The sequence below is a fragment of the Micromonospora sp. NPDC048040 genome, assembly GCF_055587185.1.
Genome location: NZ_JBVJGT010000032.1, coordinates 20,915 through 40,854 on the forward strand (window position 1 = coordinate 20,915; position 19,940 = coordinate 40,854).

Genomic DNA, 19,940 nt, shown 5'->3' on the forward strand with positions numbered 1-19,940 from the left:
GGGGTGTCGGTGCCGGAGCAGGGAGGCGGTGGCAGGTGACCGTCGAGGTGCGGGGCCTGCCCGACGCCCGCCGGTGTGAGCCGTACCGCCCACGCGGTCCGTGGCCGGCTCGCCACAGGCGGAGCGCCGCGGGCACGACGGCTCTCGCCCTGGCCCTGCTGGCCGGCGCGGCAGGTTGCGCCGGGAGCGAGCGCCCGGAGCCCCCGCCGACCGACGGCCCGTCGGCCACCGCCGCGTCGGTCGGGCCGGCGGTCGAGACCCGCGACGACCTGGCGAGCCTGTTCCGGCAGGCCGGCCTCCAGGGCACCTTCGTCCTGTACGACGTGACGGCGGCGCGCGTCGTCATGGTGGACCGCGCCCGGGCCGAGCGGCGGTTCATCCCGGCCTCGACGTTCAAGGTTCCGCACAGCCTGATCGCGCTCGAGACCGGCGTGGTGCGCGACGAGCACGAGAAGGTCCCGTACGGCGGCCGGCCCCAGCGCGTCGCGGCCTGGGAGCGGGACATGGGGCTGCGTGACGCGGTCCGGGTGTCCAACGTGCCGGTGTTCCAGGAACTGGCCCGGCGGATCGGGCCGGAGCGGGAGCGGGAGTGGCTGCGCCGGCTCGGCTACGGCAACGGCGAGGTCGGCGCCGCGGTGGACGAGTTCTGGCTGCGCGGGCCGCTGACGATCTCGGCCGACGAGCAGGCGCGGTGGCTGGCCCGGCTGGCCCGGGGCGAACTGCCGGCCGACCGGGGGCACCAGGCGACCGTCCGGGACATCCTGCGCCTGGAACGCACCGCCACGCACACCCTGTACGCCAAGACCGGCCAGACGGACGCCACCGAGCCGGGCACCGGGTGGTGGGTCGGCTGGGTCGAGCGCGGCGACCGGCTGTACTGCTTCGCGCTGAATGTGGACATCCGCACCGACGCCGACGCGGACAAGCGACTGCCGCTCGGCCGGCAACTGCTGCGCCGCCTCGGCGCCCTGCCCACCGCCTGACCGTCCCTCACTCGTTACCCAGCGGCGGCGACGCGTGGCCGGCGGGTCGGAGCGACCGACCTTCATCGGATCGTCAAGCGGAGTCAACGCCCGGTACGCGTAGCGCGGCTGGTCCGGCCCTAGGTTCGGCGACCATGAACCGATCGCCCCTCAACCACGCCGTACGCGTCACAACCGCGCTCTCCCTTGTCGCTGCCGGCGCTGTCGCCGGAGCAGCGCTCACGACCGGCCGGCAAGCACCTGCCGCCCTCGCCGTCGCCGCCAGCGGCGTCGGCGCTCCTCCCCCGGCGCTCCGCTACGGCGGGCCGGGTCGGGGTGGTGGCACGCCGGCCGAGCGCGCCTACCATGACATCCTCGACCACAGCCCGAAGGCCAAGATCCTCACCGCCGCGCACCGCGGCCAGTGGCGTGACGCCCCGGAGAACTCCCTGCCCGCGATTGCGGCTGCCTACGAGGACGGCGCTGAGATCGTCGAGATCGACGTACGGCTGACCAGGGACGGCGTCCCCGTGCTCATGCACGACACCACCGTCGACCGCACGACGAACGGAACCGGCGCCGTCGCCGACCTCACCCTCGCCCAGGTCAAGGCGCTCCGCCTGAAGCAGGGCCTCGGCGGCGCCCAGGCTTCGGTCACCGACGAGCAGGTCCCCACTCTCGCCGAGGCCATGGCGGTCGCGAAGACGCGCGGTCTCGTCAACCTCGACAAGGGCTGGCCGTTCCGCGAGGAGATCTGGAAGGTGCTCGTCGAGACCGGGACGGTCCGCAACGGGCTCTACAAGAGCGCCGCGCCGGTGGCCGAGGTCCAGCGGTTCCTGGCCGGCCACGAAGGCGCGCTGTACCTGCACATGATCGGCGACGCCAATCTCGCCGACGTCGCGGCGTTCGGCGGCGACCAGCCGGTCGGCTACGAGGTCAACTTCGACAGCCAGTACGACGTCGTGGCACGCCAGCCGTTCCTCGACCGGCTGGCGGCGAGCAGCAGGGTCTGGGTCAACTCGATGTGGAACGGTCTGGCGGACCACTTCACCGACGAGGCCTCGCTCATCGATCCTCGTCGAGGCTGGGAGGGGCTGGTCACCAGCTTCGGCGCCACCGTCATCCAGACCGACGACGTCGAGAATCTCGAGCGGTGGCTGCAGACCGGCGACGGCGACCCGGTGCCGAACGGTAGCGTCCGGGTCCAGGCCGAGGACTTCCTTCCGGGCGAGGGCGTGGGCTACCACGACCTCGACGCCGGTAACCGCGGCGGGCTGCCGATGCGCCCCGGCGAGGACGTGGACATCAGTGACGCCGACGGCAACGTGCGGCTCTCGTGGATGCGCGGCGGCGAGTGGCTGACCTACGCCATCGAGGTGCCGCGCAGCGGCAGGTACGCCGTTTCGGCACGGGTGTCCTCGCCGTACTCCCCGGCCGGCACGTACACGCTGTCGTTCGACGGAGGCCCGGAGAGCGAGCGGGTGGCGGTCCTGAACACCACGAGCCACAACAAGCAGGTGCTCCAGCCCAGTGGCGTCGTCCAGGAACTCGCGGCCGGCCACCACACCGTGCGGGTGAGCCTGCCGGCCGACGCCTACCAGAACTGGAACCTCGACTACCTCCAGTTCGACCCGGTCCGCCCCTGAGGCTGCGGGTGACGCGCGCCGCGCGGAGGGCGGTGGCGAAGGGTGACCAGCCCGCCCTCCGCCAGCGCGCGTCGTCGCGGGGCATGATGGACGAATGATCGAACTTCCCCAGGACCTGCCGGTCTTCGAGCGCAGCGCGGTGCGGGTGGTGGTGCTCGACGCCGACGACCGGGTGCTGCTGTTCCACACCCGCGACCCGGATCACCCCCGCCTGGGCACCTGGTGGGAGCTGCCCGGCGGCGGGATGGACCCCGGCGAGACGTACCTGGACACGGCGGTGCGCGAGTTGCGCGAGGAGACCGGCATCGTGGCCGGCCCCGCGCAGATCGGTCGGCCCACCTGGCGGCGGCGGGCCAGCTTCGTGCACCGGCAGCGGCGGCACCTCCAGGACGAGGTGATCGTCCCGGTGCGGCTCGTCGGGCCCGGGCCGGACGTGGACGAGGCGTACCGGCTCGACTACGAGGTGGAGGACTACTTCGGCTTCCGCTGGTGGCCCGTGCCGGAGGTGGTGGCGAGCCGGCAGCGGTTCTACCCGGGCCGGCTGCCGGAACTGCTGACCCCGTTCCTAGGCGGCGAGGAGATCGAGGAGCCGTTCGAGCTGTGGTCCTGACATGCTCCCGCGCCGCGCCGCGCCGCGCCGTGACGCGGGCGGGGCCACCGGGCGCGGACCACCGCCGGGGTCGGCGGGTGGTGACGGCGACGTCGCGAGCGGGCACAGTGGAGCGGTGACGATCGACATCCGCACTCCCCTGGCCCGCTACGCCGACCGACTGCACGCCGTGATCGGCGACGGGCACCACGTCGCCTCCCCGCTCGGCGCGTGGCTGCTGCTGGCGCTCGCGGCGCCGGCGGCCACCGACGCGACCCGCACGGCGCTGGAGGAGGCGCTCGGCACGGACGCGAGGACGGCCGCCGAGGCGGCCCGCGCCCTGTTGGAGGCGCCGCACCCGCTGGTGCCGTCGGCGACCGCGTTCTGGCACCGGCCGGGGTCCGAAACCGCCGGGCTCGACGGGTGGCGGGCGACCCTGCCCGGGCCGACCGCCACCGGGCCGCTGCCGGAGCAGGCCGGGCTCGACGCGTGGGCCCGCGAGCGCACCCTCGCTCTCATCGAGGAGTTCCCGCTACAGGTCGGGCCGGAGACGCTGGTGGTGCTGGCCAGCGCCCTCGCCACCAGAGTGTCGTGGGCGGACCCGTTCGAGGTGGCGCCCGCCGACGCGCTCGGGCCGGGCAGCGCCTGGGCCGGGCGGCTGAGCCGCGCGCTGAGCACTCCGGAGCACGGCCACCGGTGCTGGATCGTGGACACCGCGCGGGCCGGCACCGTCGCCGTGCACGCCGCGCCCGCCCGATCGGCCGGCACCCCCGACGGCAAGGCCGGACTGCTGGTGGTGTCGGTCGCGGCGGCACCTGACGTGGCGGCCGGGGACGTCCTCGCCGCCGCCCACGAAGTCGCGGCGGTCGCCGCCGCCACGCCGAGGCATCAGCTGCCGGCGGACCGGCGTTCCTTGTACGACCTTCCGCTGGGCGACGGGCCGCTGTGGGCGTTACGGGAGGAGCGTTCCGCGACGTACGCGCCGAACGGCCGGGGCGAACACCTCACGGCGGTGCTGCCCTGCTGGTCGGCCGAGAACTGGCACGACCTGGCCGAGCCCGGGCTGGGCTTCGCCGCCGTCACGGCGTTGTTCGGCGAGTTGCTGGACGCTCCGGGACTGGAATTCGCGGCGGCGCAGGTCGCGATGGCCCGCTACGGCTGGTACGGCTTCGAGGCGGCCGCGGTCACCGCCTACGCCGGGATCACCAGCTCGCCGCCGATGGGAACCGTCCGGATCGCCGAGCTACGCTTCGGCCACCCGTACGCCGTGGTCGCGGTCGCCACCGACGGCCGGGCCGGCGGCGACGCGGCCGGCCCGTGGCACGGCCTGCCGGTCTTCTCGGCCTGGGTCGCCGACCCGAAGGACGTGCCCGAGGCCGACCTCGCCGACCGGTACGACGGCGAAGAAGACCTGTTCGACGGCGAGTAGCCCCCGGGGGCCCGGCCGACCGGGCCCCCGAGGAAACACTCACACCCCTGCCGGCACCTTCTCCTCCGCGCGCTCGGCGGCACGGGCGGCGAGCCGCTTCTCCCGCTCCTGCGCGCCGATCAGGTCGTCGGGCAGCGAGTCCTCCACCTCGATGTCGAACCGGCGCAGCAGCCGGATCGCGAAGCCGCCGAGGGTGATCAGCACCAGCGCGACGCCGAAGCAGACGTACGCGAAGCCGATGCCGCGGCCCGGACCGGTGCCGATCACCGCGCCCACCGACCCGGCGAGCGACCCGCCCGGGGCGAGCATCGGCTCGAACAGGGCGGTCGCGCCGGGGGCGATCAGCGCGAACCCGATCGGCAGGGTCGACCAGGAGATGGTCTGGTTGAGGCTGAACACCCGGCCGTGGAAGCGCTGCGGCACCTTCACCTGGACGATGGTGGCGTAGATCGACTGCGCCGTGGTCATCGCCATCGCCAGCCAGAACGCGCCGACGCAGATCATCGCCACCGAGGCGTCCAGGCCGATCAGCATGCAGCCGACGGCCGTGCCGAGGTTGCCGATCAGCACGCCGATCATGCGCCGGTGCCGGGGGCCGCCCCAGAGCGACATGAGCACGCCGCCGGCGACCGCGCCGAGCGCCTCGGCGAGGGCCACCTGGGCCACCTGCGTCGCGGTGCCGAAGGAGAGCACCAGCGGCGTGGTGAGCACCAGGGCGGGCGCCAGGAAGATGTTGCCCAGCGCGAAGTAGCCGAGCATCAGCCGGAAGCCCCGGTGCTGCCACGAGTAGCGCATGCCGTTGGCGATGGCCACCAGCAGCCGCTCCTTGGGCCGCCACCCGAGCAGGTCGGGGAAGCGGACCACGGCCAGGGTCAGCACCGCCACCACGTAGCTCGCCACGTCGATGAGCAGGATGCCCTTGAGCTCGATGGCGGCCAGCAGGCCGGCCGCGAAGACCGGCATCAGCAGCATGGCGAAGCCGTTGGTGAGCTGGGTGATGCCCATCGCGTGGCCGAGGTAGCGCTTCGGCACGAGCTGCGGCACCGCCGACTGGAACGCGATGCGTTGGAACGACCCGGCGACCTGGCTCAACGCCACCAGCAGGTAGATGTTCCACAGCTGGAGGTTGTCGGTCCAGAGCAGCGCGGCCAGCACCAGCTGGATCGTGCCGGCGCTGCTGCTGGCGATCATCATGATCTTCCGGCGGCTGACCCGGTCGGTGATCGCCCCGGCGATCGGCAGCATCAGCACGCCGCAGATCAAGGCCAGCGCCCAGAGCAGCCCGAGGTTGGCCACCGAGCCGGTCTGCGTGAACAGCCAGATCGGCAGGGCGAACGCGGTCAGCGCCGACCCGGTGGTGGAGACCAGCTGCCCTGCGGTGACCGCCACGAACCTGGCCATGGACGGCTTGACCACCGCCTTCGCCGGTCGGTCCTCGACGCCGACACGCTGGTGGTCGGCGACCACCCAGCCGGCGTCCTCGTCCCGGGCGGCCGGGGTGAGGGCCGAGACGTCCCCGGCCACGACCGCTCGGTGGACCCGGGTGACGATCTCGGCCAGTTCCTCGGCCCGGTACTTCAGGAAGAAGTGCCCGGCCTGGTCGAGCACCACCAGGCCGAGGGTGTCGCTGAGGAACTGCCACTCCGCGTACCGCTCGGTGTGGTAGTCGGTGACCGGGTCCTCCGAGCCGACCACCGAGATGATCGGCACGCGCAGCTTGGCCGCCTGCCGGTCCAGCAGGCCGGTGAAGTACTCCTCCGAGGCCCGGGAGTCGGCCCGCATGTTGCTGATGATCCGGTCCGCCTGCTCCGGGTCCAGCTCGTCGGTGTCGACGCCCATCGACTTGAGCCAGCTCGCGTAGTGCCGGTTGCTGCGCAGCTGCTCCAGCCGGTTGCGCAGGGTGGCGAACGCGCCCTTCGGGCGGGCGAACGGGAACATCGCCCCGATGTAGAGCGCCTCCAGGTCTCGCCCGGCCGCCTCGACCTTGCGGGCCACCTCGGCGACGATCGCGCTGCCGACGCCGCAGTGGCCGTACAGGACGATCGGCCCCTCGACGCGTTCCAGGATCTCCTCGGCGACCCGGCTGGTCAGCTCGTCGAAGGGCAGGCCGTCCTCGCTGAGGCCCACGTCGTGGCCGGGGATGGCGAGGGACCACAGCGCGTGCCCGGCCGGCAGCGCGTCGGCGAGCGGCTGGTAGACGATCGCGCTGCCGCCGCCGTAGGGGACGCAGACGTACGACAGCACGCGCTTGGCCGCCGGGATCGGCTTGGTCAGCTCGTAGAGCAACCGGCGCGGCCCGTCGGCCTCGGCGCTGCCGGACATGAAGGCCGCCAGCTCGCGGATGGTCCGCTGCTGGAACAGGTCCATCACGCCGACCGGCCGGCCGCCGTGTTCCGCCTTGCGGATCTTCGCCACGACCTGGGTGGCGAGCATCGAGTGCCCGCCGAGGTCGAAGAAGTCGTCGTCGATGCCGAGCGTGTCGACGCCGAGCACCTCCGACCAGATCCCGGCCAGCAGCCGCTCGGTGTCGTCGCGCGGCTCCACCAGCGCCACGGACGCCTCGCGGGTGACCACCGGCGCGGGCAGCGCCCGGCGGTCGAGCTTGCCGTTCGGCGACAGCGGCAGCGCGTCGAGGGTGACGAACGCGCTCGGCACCATGTACTCGGGCAGCGTCTCCTTCAACGCCGACTTCAGCGCGGCGTGCTCCGCCCCGCCGACCACGTACGCGGTCAGCCGCTTGTCGCCGGGGCTGTCCTCGCGGACGATCACCGCCGCCTCGGCCACGCCCGGCTGCTCGCGCAGCGCGCTCTCGATCTCGCCCAGTTCGATCCGCAGGCCGCGCAGCTTGACCTGGTGGTCGATGCGGCCGAGGAACTCGATGACGCCGCCCGTGCCGCCCGGGGCGGTGCGCCAGCGGGCGAGGTCGCCCGTGCGGTACAGCCGCGCCCCGGGCTCCGCGGAGAACGGGTCCGGCACGAACCGCTCGGCGGTCAGCGCCGGCCGACGGTGATAGCCGCGGGCCAGCCCGACCCCGCCGATGTGCAGTTCGCCGGCCACCCCGACCGGGCACTCCTCGCCGCGCTCGTCGAGCACGTGCAGCCGCAGGTTCGCGATCGGCCCGCCGATCGGCACGCTGGTCAGCCCGGCCAGCAGTGCCGGGTCGCAGTGCCAGGAGCTGACGTCGATGGCCGCCTCGGTCGGGCCGTACAGGTTGTGCAGCCCGCACCACGGCAGCCGGGCGGTGAAGTCGACCGCCGAGGCCAGCGGCAGCTCCTCGCCCGAGCAGATCACCCGGCGCAGCGCCGTCGCCGCCTCGACGCCGTCCTCGGCGAGGAAGACGGTCAGCATCGACGGCACGAAGTGCGCGGTGGTGACCCGCTCGGCGACCAGCAGGTCGCGCAGGTAGCCGGCGTCCTTGTGCCCGCCGGGCTTGGCGAGCACCAGCCGGGCGCCCTCGCGCAGCGGCCAGAAGAACTCCCACACCGACACGTCGAAGCTGGCCGGGGTCTTCTGCAGCACCGCGTCGTCGGCGCCGAGCCCGTAGGTCTTCTGCATCCAGTCGAGCCGGTTGACGATGCCCCGGTGGGTGTTCGGCACCCCCTTCGGGCGTCCCGTGGAGCCGGAGGTGTAGATGACGTACGCCAGGTGCCCGGGGCCGGCGACCAGCGACGGGTCGTCCGCCGGCTGGTCGGCCCACACCCGCTCGTCGTCGAGGGCGAGGACCGTGGCGCCGGTGTCGGGCAGCACGTCGCGCAGGTGCTCCTGGACCAGCACCACCGGCGCGGCCGCGTCGGTGACCATGAAGGCCAGCCGGTCGGCCGGGTACTCCGGGTCCAGCGGGAGGTAGGCCCCGCCGGCCTTGAGCACACCGAGCAGCCCGGCGACCAGCTCCACGGACCGCTCCGCGCAGACCCCGACCAGGGTCTCCGGGCCCACGCCGGCGGCGCGCAGCCGGTGCGCGACCCGGTTGGCGGCGGCGTTCAGCTCGGCGTACGTGACGTTGCGGCCCTCGAAGGTGAGGGCCACCGCGTCGGGGGTTCGGGCGGCCCGCTCCTCGATCGGCCCGTGCAGCGTCTGCGCGGCCGGGAAGTCGGCGGCGGTGTCGTTCCACCCCGCCAGCAGGTCCCGCTCGTCGGCGGGGAGCAGGTCCAGCGCGGAGATCGGGGTGTCGGGGGCGGCCACCACCGCGCGCAGCAGGGTGCTGAACCGCTGCGCCATCCGCTCCACCGTGTCGCGGGTGAACAGGTCGGTGTTGAAGACCAGCTTGCCGTAGAGCCCGTCGAGGATCTCCACCGCGTGGAACTCGAAGTCGAACCGGGTGGCCCGCAGCTCCATCGGCGTCCAGTCGAAGGTGACGTCGGTGGCGTCGGAGACCTCGTTGAACCGGCCGATCTCGTAGTTCTGGAGCACGAACATCGCCTGGAACACCGGGGAGCGGCTCACGTCGCGGGGCAGGCCCAGCTCGTGCACCACCTTGGCGAACGGCACCTCGCCGTGCTCCAGCCCGTCCAGCACGCTGCGCCGGGTGCGCTCCAGCAGCTCGGCGAAGGTCGGGTCGCCGGCCAGCTCGGCCCGCAGCGGCAGCATGTTGATGAACATGCCGATGATGTTCTCCAGCTCCGGCGCGGAGCGGCCGGCCACGGACGCCCCGACGGCGAAGTCGTCCTGGCCGGCGTGCCGGGCCAGCAGCACCTGGTACGCCGCGAGCAGCGTCATGAACAGGGTGCCGCCGTAGGAGCGGGTGAGCGCGTTCAGCCCGTCGGCGGCGGCCCGGTCCAGCCGGAACTCGACGAAGTCGCCGGCGTAGGTCTGGGTGGCCGGGCGGGGCAGGTCCAGCGGGAGTTCCAGCGGGGTGATGCCGGCCAGCCGCTGATTCCAGTAGTCGAGGTGTCCGCGGGCCTGCGGCCCGTCCAGCTCCTGGGCCTCCCAGTGGGCGAAGTCGCCGTACTGGATCGGCATGGCGGGCAGCTCCCCGCCGCGGTAGAGGGTGATCAGGTCGCGCAGCAGCACGTCGACCGACCAGCCGTCGCCGACGATGTGGTGCTTGCCGAGGAACAGCACGTGGTCCTCGTCGGCCAGCCGGATCAGCAGGGCGCGCAGCAGCGGGCCCTCGGCCAGGTCGAACGGCTCGGCCGCGGCGGCGTCCACCAGCGCCTGCGCGGCGGCCTCGTCGGGGGCGTCCACGATGGTCAACGGCACCTCGACGGAGTCCGCGACCACCACGGTGGGCCGCCCGTCGGCGTCGGCCGGGAACCGGGTGCGCAGCGACTCGTGCCGCCCGGCCAGGCCGGCCAGCGCGGCGCGCAGCGCCGCGACGTCGAGCGGCCCGCGCACCCGCAGCGGCACCGCGATGTGGTAGGCCGCCTCGCCCGGAGCGAGCTGGTCCATGAACCAGACCCGCTCCTGGGCGTACGACAGCGGCACCTCTGCGTCCGGTGGACGCGGGGTGATCCGGGCGGTGGGCGCGGCGGCCTGCCGTTTACGCAGGCGCTGCGCGATGAGCGCCTGCCGGGCCGCGTCCCGGGCCGGATCCTTCAGGTCGGTCATCAGGGAGTGTCCTTCTCCGCCGCGAGCAGCGCGGCGACCTCGGTTTCGGAGAGCTCGTCGAGTTCGGCGGCGATCCGCTGCTCGATCTGGGCGGCCAGGTCGGCCACCACCGGGGTGCTGAACAGCGCCCGCATCGGCAGGTCCACGTCCACCTCGGCCCGGATCCGGGCCATCGCCCGCATGCCGCGCAGCGAGTTGCCGCCCAGGGCGAAGAAGTCGTCCAGCGCGCCGACCTTGTCCACCTGGAGGATGTCGGCGTACACCTCGGCGACCAGCGCCTCGGCGTCGGTGCGCGGGGCGACGAACGCGTCGGCGGCCGGGGCGGTGGCCGGGGCGGGCAGCGCCGCGGCGTCCAGCTTGCCGTTCGGCGTCAGCGGCAGCGCGTCGAGGCGGACGAACGCCGCCGGCACCAGGTGCGCCGGCAGCTCCCGGGCCAGGTCGGCCGCGAGCGCCGCCTCGTCGGCCGCGCCGACGAGGTAACCGACCAGGGTCGGCTCGCCGGAGTCGGTGCGCACCACCACGGCCGCCTCGCGGACGTCCGGCCGGGCCAGCAGGGCCGACTCGATCTCGCCCAGCTCGATCCGCATGCCACGGATCTTGACCTGGTTGTCGCGGCGGCCGAGGTAGTCCAGCGTGCCGTCGGCCCGCCAGCGGGCCAGGTCGCCGGTGCGGTACATCCGCTGCCCCGGCGGCCCGTACGGGCAGGGCAGGAAGCGCTCGGCGGTGAGGCCGGGCCGGCGCAGGTAGCCCCGGGCCAGCTGGTCACCGGCGACGTACAGCTCGCCGGCCACGCCCGGCGGGACCGGGTTCAGCGCGGCGTCGAGCAGGTACATCCGGGTGTTCCAGGTGGGCCGGCCGATCGACACCGCCCCGGCGGGCAACTCCTCGCCCGGCGCGACGCGGGCGGCCACACAGCCGACGGTCGCCTCGGTCGGGCCGTACTCGTTGATCACGGCGACGCCCGGGTGGGCGGCCCGCCAGTCGGCGAGCTGCTCCGCGGTCAGCGCCTCGCCGCCGATGACCAGGTCGGCCGTCGGCGACAGCTCGGCGTCGAGCAGCGGCAGGTGGCTGGGCGTGACCTTGAGGAACGCCGGCCGGTCGCCGACGCGGGCCGCGGCCTCGTCGATGGCGGCGAGCCGGACGGTGCCGCCGGCGGTGAGCGGGCCGAGCAGGCCGGTGACGGTCAGGTCGAACGACACCGGCGAGTGCAGCAGCGCCGTGCCGGCCAGCCCCGGGTAGGTGTCCCGGGCCCAGGCCAGGTAGGCCGCGACCGAGCGGTGCTCCACCACCACGCCCTTCGGCCGGCCGGTGGAGCCGGAGGTGTAGAGCACGTACGCCGGGTGCCCGGGGCGCAGCGGGGCGAGGCGGTCGGCGTCGGTCAGGTCGGCGTCGTCGCCGTCGACCGGGCCGTCGAGCACCAGCGCGCCGGCGGGCACCAGTCCGGCGGTCTCGGGCGTGGCGAGCACCAGCGCCGGCTCGGAGTCGGCCAGCAGGTAGGCGATCCGCCCGGCCGGGTAGCCGGTGTCCACCGGCACGTACGCGGCGCCGGACTTGAGCACCGCGAGGATCGCCACCACCAGCTCCACGGAGCGGGGCAGGGCCAGCGCGACCCGGGCCTCCGGTCCGGCGCCCCGCGCCACCAGGGTGCGCGCCAGGCGGTTCGCGGCGGCGTTCAGCTCGGCGTACGTCAGCGAGACGCCGTCGCGGACCAGGGCGGTGGCGGTCGGGGTGGCCGCCGCCTGCCGCTCGAACTCGGCGACCAGGGTGGTCGGCGGCACCTCGCGGGCGGTGTCGTTCCAGCCGGACAGCGCCAGCTCCCGCTCGGCGTCGTCGAGCAGCGGCAGGGCGGAGATCCGCCGGGTGGGGTCGGCGACGGCCGCGGTGAGCAGCCGGACGTACCGGGCGACCACCGCCTCGGCGGTGGCCCGGTCGAACAGCGCGGTGCGGTAGACCAGCCGGCTGGCGCCGGTGGTGATGTCGAACGCGAGGTCGTCCTTGGTGGTGCCCAGCTTCACCGGGTCGAGGCCGGAGTCCGGGATGAAGTTCAGCGCGGTCTGGAAGATCGGCTGCACCGACGGGTCCCGCTGCGGGGCGACGGTCTCGACGATCTTCTGGAACGGGGTCGAGCCGTGCTCCATCGCGTCGACCAGCCCGCCGCGCACCCGGCCGAGCAGCTCCGCGAACGTGGGGTCGCCAGTCAGCTCGCAGCGCAGCGCCACCGGGTTGACGAACATGCCGATCAGCGGGGTCACCTCGGCGGTGTCCCGGCCGGCGGTGGAGACGCCCACCACCACGTCGTCGTCACCGGAGATCCGGGACAGCAGCGCGGTGAACGCGGCGAGCAGCACCATGTACGGGGTGGCGGCGGCGCCGGCCGCGAGCTTCCCGACCCGGTCGAGCAGGCCGTCGGGCAGGTCGAAGTGCACCTCGTCGCCGGCGAAACCGAGCTGCGCGGGGCGCGGCCGGTCCAGCGGCAGGGCGGTCACCGGCGGCGCGCCGGCCAGGTGGTTCCGCCAGAAGGCGAGCTGCCGGTCCAGTTCCGCGCCGGTGAGCTGGTCGCGCTGCCAGACCGCGAAGTCGGCGTACTGGATGGGCAGCTCGGGCACGTCGGCGGGCGCGCCGGTCAGCGCGGCCCGGCTGAACGCGGCCAGCTCGTTGGTGAACAGCACCGCCGAGTGGCTGTCGAAGACCGCGTGGTGCACCACGAACAGCAGCGCGACCTCGTCGTCGGCGAGCCGGACCAGCCGGGCCCGCCACAGCGGCGGCGCGTCCAGCGGGATCGGCGTGCGGGCCAGCCCGCTCAGCAGCGCCGCGACCTTCTCGTCGCGCTCCGGCCCGGCGAGGCCGCGCAGGTCGTCGACCGGCAGCGCGACCGGCTCGGCGGCGCGGACCACCTGGGTGAGGCTGCCGTCGTCCATCCGCAGGTGGGTGCGGAGGGACTCGTGCCGGGCGACGACCCGGCCCAGCACCTCGTTGGCCTGCTCCGGGGTGATCCCGGCGGGGAACCGCCACGGGTTGGAGACGTTGTAGACCGGCGAGCCGGTGTCGAGCTGGTTGGCCATCCACACCCGCTCCTGGGCGTAGGAGGCCGGGAAGGTCCACTCCTTCGGGGTACTCATGCGCCGGCCTCCCGCACGGAACGCGGGCGCATGTCCGTCCAGACGGTGTCGATGTGCGCGAGGCACTCCTCGCGGCTGCCGGCGAAGCCGGCCTCGTGCCAGCCCGCCGGGAGGTCGCGGTCGGCCGACCAGATCGAGTACTGCTCCTCGTCGTTGCGAACGACCAGGAATCGGGTTTCGGCCATCACTTCTCTCCAGCGCTCTCGGGGGTGTGCGGTTCGGCCATCGCGACGGCGATCTTGCGGGGGCCGGTGAACGGCTCCCGCCCGTGCGCGGCGGTCATGTTGTCGACCACCAGCACGTCGTCACGCTGGTAGTCGAAGCGGACGCTGGCCGCCCGGTACGCGGCCCGCAGGTGGTCCATCACGTCGGCGGGAATCTCGCCGCCGTCGCCGTAGTAGGTGTTCGACGGCAGCCCCTCGGGGCCGAACATGGCCAGCAGCCCCTCCTGGTAGTCCTTGGGGAGGGTGCTCAGGTGGAAGAACGTGGCGTGGTTGAACCAGCGGGGGGTGTCCGAGCCGGGCCGGTGGTGCACCACGTCGCGGACCGCGCGGGTGCGCAGCCCGTCCTTGCCGAGCCACTCCAGCTCGATCCGGTTCGCCGCCGCGTACGCCTCGACCTCGGCGCGGTCGTCGGTGTTGAACACGTGCTGCCACGGGGTGCCGAAGTCGCCGTGGAAGTTGCGCACCAGCATCCAGCGGCGGCGGACGAACTCCTCGCGCACCGCCGGGTCGATCTCCTCGTACACCCGGCGCACGTCCGCGAGCGGGGTAGCGCCCTGCGTCTCGGGCGGGGTGATGCAGTAGAAGAACAGCGTCAGCGGCCAGCGGGCCTGGTACGAGTTCTCGTTGTGCAGGAAGATCTCCTCGTCCGGGGGGTAGTCCGTCGAGGTGTAGACACGGCCGGCGATGGCGTGCCGGGGCGACGAGCGTTCGGTGTAGACCAGCGGCTCGCCGGACAGCGCCCGCACCACCCGGTCGAAGCCCTCGACGCCGCCGACGTCGAACCCGCGGAACAGCAGCCCGCCGTGCTCCACGAGGCTGGCGCGCAGTTCCGCGCGGCGCGCGGCGATCAGCTCGGTCAGCTCCCGGCCGTCGTTCTCGACGACCACCGGCAGCGTGGCGATCGTGTCGCTCATTGCTTCCTCACTACTCCTGTTGTCGCTCGTCGTCACGCGCGGGGCAACCGCGGGATGGCGGGGATGGTGGCCGGTGCGGCCGGCTCGTCGGTGGGGGCGGCGGTGGCCCGCAGCTCCTCGATCCGGGCGGCGAGCCCGGCCACGGTGGGCGTCTCGAAGAGGCTGCGCATCGGCAGCCGCACTCCGGTGGCCTTGCGCATCGCGGCGATCAGCTGCACCGCGACCAGCGAGTTGCCGCCGAGGGCGAAGAAGTCGTCGTCGACGCCGACGTCGGCCACCCCGAGCCCGTCCTGCCAGACCCGGGCGATGGTGATCTCCAGCTCCGTGCTCGGCGCGGCCGAGCCGCCCCCGGTGCCGGCCGGCGCGGAGGTGCTGGCTTCCGGCTCGCCCTCCAGGCTCTCCGTGGTCACCCGGCCGGCGCGGTGGCGGATGTCCTCCACCGTCCGGGTGGTGATCACGACCTGGGCGCCCAGCCCGGCGGTGAGGCTGCGCCGGAACGCCTCCGCCCCGTCCACCGGCCGGATGTCCTCGGTCGGGCCGGCGGGGGTCGCCGCGGTGTCCGCCTCGGGCGCGGCGGCGAGCCCGCCGGTCACCGCGCCCTGGTCGACGCGCCGCAGCACGAAGTCGCTGATGGCGACGAGTTCCCGGCCGTCGGCGTCGCGCAGCGACAGGTCGGCGGCGACCACCTCGTCGGTGGCGCTGTCGCGGTGCCGCAGGTGGCTGTGGAACTGCGCCGGCAGCGACCCGCGCACCACGATCCGCCCGTACGACAGCGGCAGGTAGGTGCCCGAGCCCTGGCCGCGGCCGAACGCGGTCGCCACGTCCAGCAGCGCCGGGTGCAGCCCCCACGACGGCAGGTCCCCGACCGCCTCGGCGGGGGCCTCGACGCGGGCCAGCTCCTCGCGGTCGCCCAGCACGTGCTCGCGCAGCGCCGTCCAGCGCGGCCCGAAGGTCAGCATGCTCGTACGGCCCCGGCCGAACGACGAGTCGTCGTCGACCCGACGGCCCGCCACGGCCGGCGGCACCGCCGGCGGGGCCGGCTCGACCGTCCAGCCCGCCGCCCCGCGCACGTGGGTGCGGGACTGTCCGGCGGCGAGGCTGCGCACGGCGAAGTCGACGCCGTCGTCGGTGGGCGTCAACTCCACCCGGTACTGGGCGACCGTGCCGTCGGGCACCGAGAACGGCTCCAGGAACACGACGTCGCGCAGCTCCACGGCGGCGTCCCCGGCCGGGGCCGGCAGCGCCGCCGTCACCGCCGCCCGGACGGACTCCAGGTGGGCGGTGCCGGGCACCACGGGCACCCCGCCGATGCGGTGCTCGTCGAGCAGCCAGTGGCTGGTGGCGGAGACGAGGCCGTGCAGCACCGTCCCGTCCGCGCCGGTGACCTTCGTGGTGAGCACCGGGTGCTCCACCGGGCTGGTGACCGTGTCCCGCCCGGCGGCCCGGAAGCCCGCCGGGGAGTTGGTCTCCACGGCCATGCCCACCTCGGCCCAGCCGCCCCAGTTCTGCGACACCACGGGCGCGCGGAAGCCGGCGCCGGCCCGGGCGTACGCGTCGAGGAAGTTGTTCGCCGCGCAGTAGTCGACCTGGCCGAAGCCGCCGATCACGGCGGTGATCGAGGAGCAGAGCACCACGAAGTCCAGCGGCAGGTCGCCGAAGACCCGCGCCAGCGCGAGGGTGCCGGCGAGCTTCGGCGCGAGCACCCGCTCCGCCTCGGCCCGATCCTTGATCTCGGCCATGCCGCCGCCGGGCAGGCCGGCCGCGTGCACGATGCCGTCGATCCCGCCGTACGCCCGCTCGGCCTCGGCCCGCACCCGGGCCAGGTCGTCGGGGTCGGTGACGTCGGCGGCGAGCACCAGCACCTCGGCGCCGGCGGCCTCCATCCGGCGGATCGCGGCGATGGCCCGGCCGGCGCGGTCGCCGCCGTGCACGGCCAGGTGGTCGTCCCACTCCTCGCGGGCGGGCAGCCCGGAGCGGGCCAGCAGCACCAGCTTCGCCCGGGCCCGGGTGGCGAAGTCCTCGGCGAGGGTGATGCCGATGCCGCCGAGGCCGCCGGTGATCACGTACCGGCCGCCCTCGCGCAGCGCCCCCGGCTCGCTTTCGGCGTCGACGGTGACCTGCTCGTAGCCGGTCACCCAGCGGCGTCCGCCGCGCAGCGCCACCTCGGGCCGCTGCGCGTCGACCGGGCGGCGCAGCTCGGCCGCGAGGGCGCGCTCCCCCGCGTCGGCCGGGCCGGCGTCGACCAGCCGGACGGTCAGGCCGGGCACCTCGGCCGGGAGCACCCGGGCCAGGCCGGCCAGGGTGGCGTGCTCCGGCCGGGTCAGGTCCGCGCCCGTCACGTCGCCGATGCCGGCGGTGACCAGGTCCAGGGTGAACGCCCCCTCCTCGGCGGTCAGGCCGGCGCCCGCCAGGGCCTGCACCAGGTGCAGCGCGCTGAAGAAGCCCCGGTCCTGGGCGGCCCAGGTGGCGGCGATGTCGGCGCCGGTCGGCTCGCCGTCGAGGGCGAACGCGTGCACCAGCCGGGTCGGCACGCCGTCCGCGGCGAGGGCCGCGACCAGCGCGTCGTAGTCGTCCCGGACGCCGGGGCGCAGCCGCCAGCCGTCGCCGTCGGCGGCGAAGCCCTCGCCGGGGCGTACGGTCACCGGCTGCTCCCCCGCCGCCCGCAGCGCCGCCACCAGCGCGTCGCCGCGCGGGCCGTCGGCGAGGACCAGGCAGCGGCCCAGCGGCGCGGTCCGCGGCTCGGGAGCCGCCTGCCGCCAGACCGGCACCGCGAACCACTCGGGCAGCGGCCGGGGCCCGGTCTCGGCCGGCGCGGCGGCGCCCGCCTGCACCGGGTCCGGGTCGACCCAGTAGCGGCGCCGCTCGAACGGGTACGTCGGCAGCGGCACCCGCCGCGCGTCCGGGTCGGAGCCCAGCCGCACCGGCGTGCCGGCGCACCACAGCGCCGCCGCCGTGCCGAGCAGGGTGGCCAGGTCGCCGGTGGGCTCGCCCGGACCCGGCAGGCTGCCCAGCGGGACGAGCTTGCGCTGCGCCTCGGACGCCTTGGCCACCTGCATCCGGGCCAGGTTCGCCAACTGGCGGCCCGGGCCGCACTCCACCAGCGACCAGGTGCCCTCGGCGAGCAGGGTCGCCACGCACGCGCCGAAGCGGACCGGCTGGCGCAGGTGCGCCGCCCAGTACGCCGGGTCGGTGGCCTGCTGCTCGGTGATCCAGGTGCCGGTCACGTTGGACAGGAACGGGATCGCCGGCGGCCGCAGCGTGACCGTGGCCATCAGGGCGGTGAACTCGGCGAGGATCGGTTCCATCATCGGCGAGTGGAAGGCGTGCGAGGTGCGCAGCGCCTTGGTCTTGGCGTCGATCGTCTCGGCGAACGCGGCGACCGCCTCGCTCGGGCCCGCCACCACGCAGGTGCCCGGGCCGTTGACGGTGGCGATGGCCAGCCCCTCGGGCAGCCGCTCGGCGACCACCGACTCGTCCAGCGGCACGGCGAGCATCGCCCCCGGCGCGACGGACTGCATCAGCCGGCCCCGGGCGGCCACCACCCGCAGCGCGTCGGGCAGGCTCAGCACCCCGGCCACCGTCGCGGCGACGTACTCGCCGATGGAGTGGCCGATCATCGCCGCCGGCCGCACCCCGGCCGACTGCCAGAGCACGGCCAGGGCGTACTCGACGACGAACAGGGCGGGCTGGGTGTAGCGGGTCTCGGTGAGCTTCTCCCCCGCCTCGGGGTCGCGGCCGAGGATCAGGTCGCGGATGTCCAGGCCCAGCTCGGGGCGGAGCAGCTCGGCGCACTCGTCCACGACGGCCGCGAAGCCCGGCTCCTCGGCGTAGAGCTGCGCGCCCATCCCGGCGTACTGGGAGCCCTGGCCGGAGAAGAGGAAGGCCGGCCGGGGCGCCGGGCCCTCGACCACGCCGGCCTGCCGGCGGCGCTTGGTGCGCAGCGCGGCGACCGCGTCGGGCAGGTCGGTGGCGACCACAGCGGCGCGGTGCGGGTACTGCTGGCGGCCGACGCGCAGGGTGTGCGCGACGTCCGCGAGGTGCTCCGGCCCGCGGTCGGTGGCGGACTCCAGGTGCGCGGCGAGCCGCTGCACGGCCGCGTCCAGCGCGCCGGCGGTCTTCGCCGAGACGTGCAGCAGCTGCGCCGGGCGGACCCGCCGCTCCCGGTACGCCGCCGGCGCCTCCTCCAGGACCACGTGCGCGTTGGTGCCGCCGATGCCGAACGAGCTGACCCCGGCCCGGCGGGGCGTGCCGTCGGTGTCCCACTTGGTCAGCGTGTTCGCCACGTAGAACGGGGTGTCGGCGAACTCGATCGCCGGGTTCGGCGTCTCGTAGTTGATGGTCGGCGGGATCAGCCCGTGCTCCATCGCGAGCACCGTCTTGATCACGCTGACGATGCCGGAGGGCTGGCTGAGGTGGCCGATGTTGGACTTCACCGAGCCGATGCCGCACCAGCCCCGCTCGTCGGTGTCCTTCGTGTAGACGGCCGAGAGGGCGGCGATCTCGATCGGGTCGCCCATCGCGGTGCCGGTGCCGTGCGCCTCGACGTAGCTGATGGTGCGCGGGTCGACGTCGGCCATCGCGACGGCCTGGGCTACCGCCTCCATCTGCCCGTCGACGCTCGGCGCGGTGAAGCCGACCTTGCCGGCGCCGTCGTTGTTGATCGCGTTGCCGAGCACCACGGCGCGGATCGCGTCGCCGTCGGCGATCGCGTCGGAGAGCCGCTTGAGCAGGGTCACGCCCGCGCCGCTGCCCCAGACGGTGCCGTTCGCGGCCGCGTCGAACGGGCGGCACCGGCCGTCGGGCGAGGTGAAGCCGTCCATGCCGAGGTAGCCGACGTGCGGCAGCTCGATGTTGACGCCGCCGGCGAGGGCCATGTCGCACTCGCCGTTGCGCAGCGCCTCGCAGGCCAGGTGGAACGCGACCAGCGACGTGGAGCAGGCGGTGTGCACGGTCAGGCTCGGCCCGCGCAGGTCCAGCCGGTACGACACGTTGGTGGCCACGTAGTTCGGGGAGTTGCCGGTGGCCAGCGAGACGGTGCCGTGCGGGTTGCCGCCGACCCGCTTGTTGCGCAGCACGTAGCGGTGCAGGTAGGTGTTGCCGCCGGTGCCGGCGTACACGCCGACCGCGCCGTCGTAGCGGGTCGGGTCGTAGCCGGCATCCTGGAGCGCGGTGTAGCAGGACTCCAGGAACAGCCGGTGCTGCGGGTCGGTGATCTCCGCCTCGCGGGCGGTCATCCCGAACAGCCCGGCGTCGAACTCGTCGTACCCGTCCACGAGCGGGGCACGGTTGACCCAGCCCGGGTCGTCGACCTCGTCCACGGTGGCGCCGCGGGCGAGCTGCTCCTCCCGGGTCAGTTCGGTGACCGACTCGACCCCGTCGACCAGGTTGCGCCAGAACTCGTTCACGTCGGCCGCGCCGGGCAGGCGGGCGGCCAGCCCGATGATGGCGATCGGCTCGATGCCGTCGCCCTCGGGCAGCTCGGTTGCGGTCGGGTTGCTCATCAGGCTGTC

Annotated in this window: 9 protein-coding genes; 4 read left to right on the plus strand and 5 right to left on the minus strand. The window is 74.5% G+C overall.

The features are described 5' to 3' along the window. Window positions 1–35: 35 nt before the first annotated feature. From blaOXA to ACZ6O2_RS24825, 4 genes are all read left to right on the plus strand, one after another. Window positions 36–983, plus strand: a complete 948-nt coding sequence (blaOXA, locus tag ACZ6O2_RS24810) for a class D beta-lactamase (protein WP_466024477.1) — start codon at window positions 36–38, stop codon at window positions 981–983. Window positions 984–1,117: 134 nt separating this feature from the next. Further along, window positions 1,118–2,608, plus strand: a complete 1,491-nt coding sequence (locus tag ACZ6O2_RS24815) for a glycerophosphodiester phosphodiesterase family protein (RefSeq protein WP_466024478.1) — start codon at window positions 1,118–1,120, stop codon at window positions 2,606–2,608. Window positions 2,609–2,702: 94 nt separating this feature from the next. Beyond that, on the plus strand, window positions 2,703–3,218 hold the full coding sequence (locus ACZ6O2_RS24820) for an NUDIX hydrolase (RefSeq protein WP_466024479.1): 516 nt from the start codon (window positions 2,703–2,705) through the stop codon (window positions 3,216–3,218). 115 nt (window positions 3,219–3,333) lie between these two features. Further along, window positions 3,334–4,626, plus strand: a complete 1,293-nt coding sequence (locus tag ACZ6O2_RS24825; protein ID WP_466024480.1) for a hypothetical protein — start codon at window positions 3,334–3,336, stop codon at window positions 4,624–4,626. A gap of 39 nt (window positions 4,627–4,665) precedes the next feature. Here ACZ6O2_RS24825 and ACZ6O2_RS24830 read toward each other — a convergent pair whose 3' ends face one another. Genes ACZ6O2_RS24830 through ACZ6O2_RS24850 form a run of 5 tightly spaced genes read right to left on the minus strand, consistent with a single transcriptional unit; the run spans window position 4,666 to window position 19,931 of the window. Further along, on the minus strand, window positions 4,666–10,173 hold the full coding sequence (locus ACZ6O2_RS24830; protein ID WP_466024481.1) for a non-ribosomal peptide synthetase/MFS transporter: 5,508 nt from the start codon (window positions 10,171–10,173) through the stop codon (window positions 4,666–4,668). Then, entirely contained in the window at window positions 10,173–13,292 is a 3,120-nt protein-coding gene (locus ACZ6O2_RS24835; protein WP_466024482.1) for a non-ribosomal peptide synthetase, read from the minus strand. The genes ACZ6O2_RS24830 and ACZ6O2_RS24835 overlap by 1 nt, the downstream gene beginning before the upstream one ends. Next, window positions 13,289–13,477: an MbtH family protein gene (locus ACZ6O2_RS24840; protein WP_357462137.1), complete on the minus strand. Its 189-nt coding sequence runs from the start codon at window positions 13,475–13,477 to the stop codon at window positions 13,289–13,291. The genes ACZ6O2_RS24835 and ACZ6O2_RS24840 overlap by 4 nt, the downstream gene beginning before the upstream one ends. Beyond that, window positions 13,477–14,430: a TauD/TfdA family dioxygenase gene (locus ACZ6O2_RS24845; RefSeq protein ID WP_357462136.1), complete on the minus strand. Its 954-nt coding sequence runs from the start codon at window positions 14,428–14,430 to the stop codon at window positions 13,477–13,479. The genes ACZ6O2_RS24840 and ACZ6O2_RS24845 overlap by 1 nt, the downstream gene beginning before the upstream one ends. 32 nt (window positions 14,431–14,462) lie before the next feature. Further along, window positions 14,463–19,931, minus strand: coding sequence for a type I polyketide synthase (locus ACZ6O2_RS24850; RefSeq protein ID WP_466024483.1), 5,469 nt, complete (start codon window positions 19,929–19,931; stop codon window positions 14,463–14,465). Window positions 19,932–19,940: the final 9 nt, after the last annotated feature.

Coding starts and splice junctions, on each gene's coding strand:
- ACZ6O2_RS24840 (WP_357462137.1), bottom strand. CDS start 13,477: ATGGCCGAAACCCGATTCCTGGTCGTTCGCAACGACGAGGAGCAGTAC.
- ACZ6O2_RS24850 (WP_466024483.1), bottom strand. CDS start 19,931: ATGAGCAACCCGACCGCAACCGAGCTGCCCGAGGGCGACGGCATCGAG.
- ACZ6O2_RS24845 (WP_357462136.1), bottom strand. CDS start 14,430: ATGAGCGACACGATCGCCACGCTGCCGGTGGTCGTCGAGAACGACGGC.
- ACZ6O2_RS24835 (WP_466024482.1), bottom strand. CDS start 13,292: ATGAGTACCCCGAAGGAGTGGACCTTCCCGGCCTCCTACGCCCAGGAG.
- ACZ6O2_RS24820 (WP_466024479.1), top strand. CDS start 2,703: ATGATCGAACTTCCCCAGGACCTGCCGGTCTTCGAGCGCAGCGCGGTG.
- ACZ6O2_RS24830 (WP_466024481.1), bottom strand. CDS start 10,173: ATGACCGACCTGAAGGATCCGGCCCGGGACGCGGCCCGGCAGGCGCTC.
- ACZ6O2_RS24815 (WP_466024478.1), top strand. CDS start 1,118: ATGAACCGATCGCCCCTCAACCACGCCGTACGCGTCACAACCGCGCTC.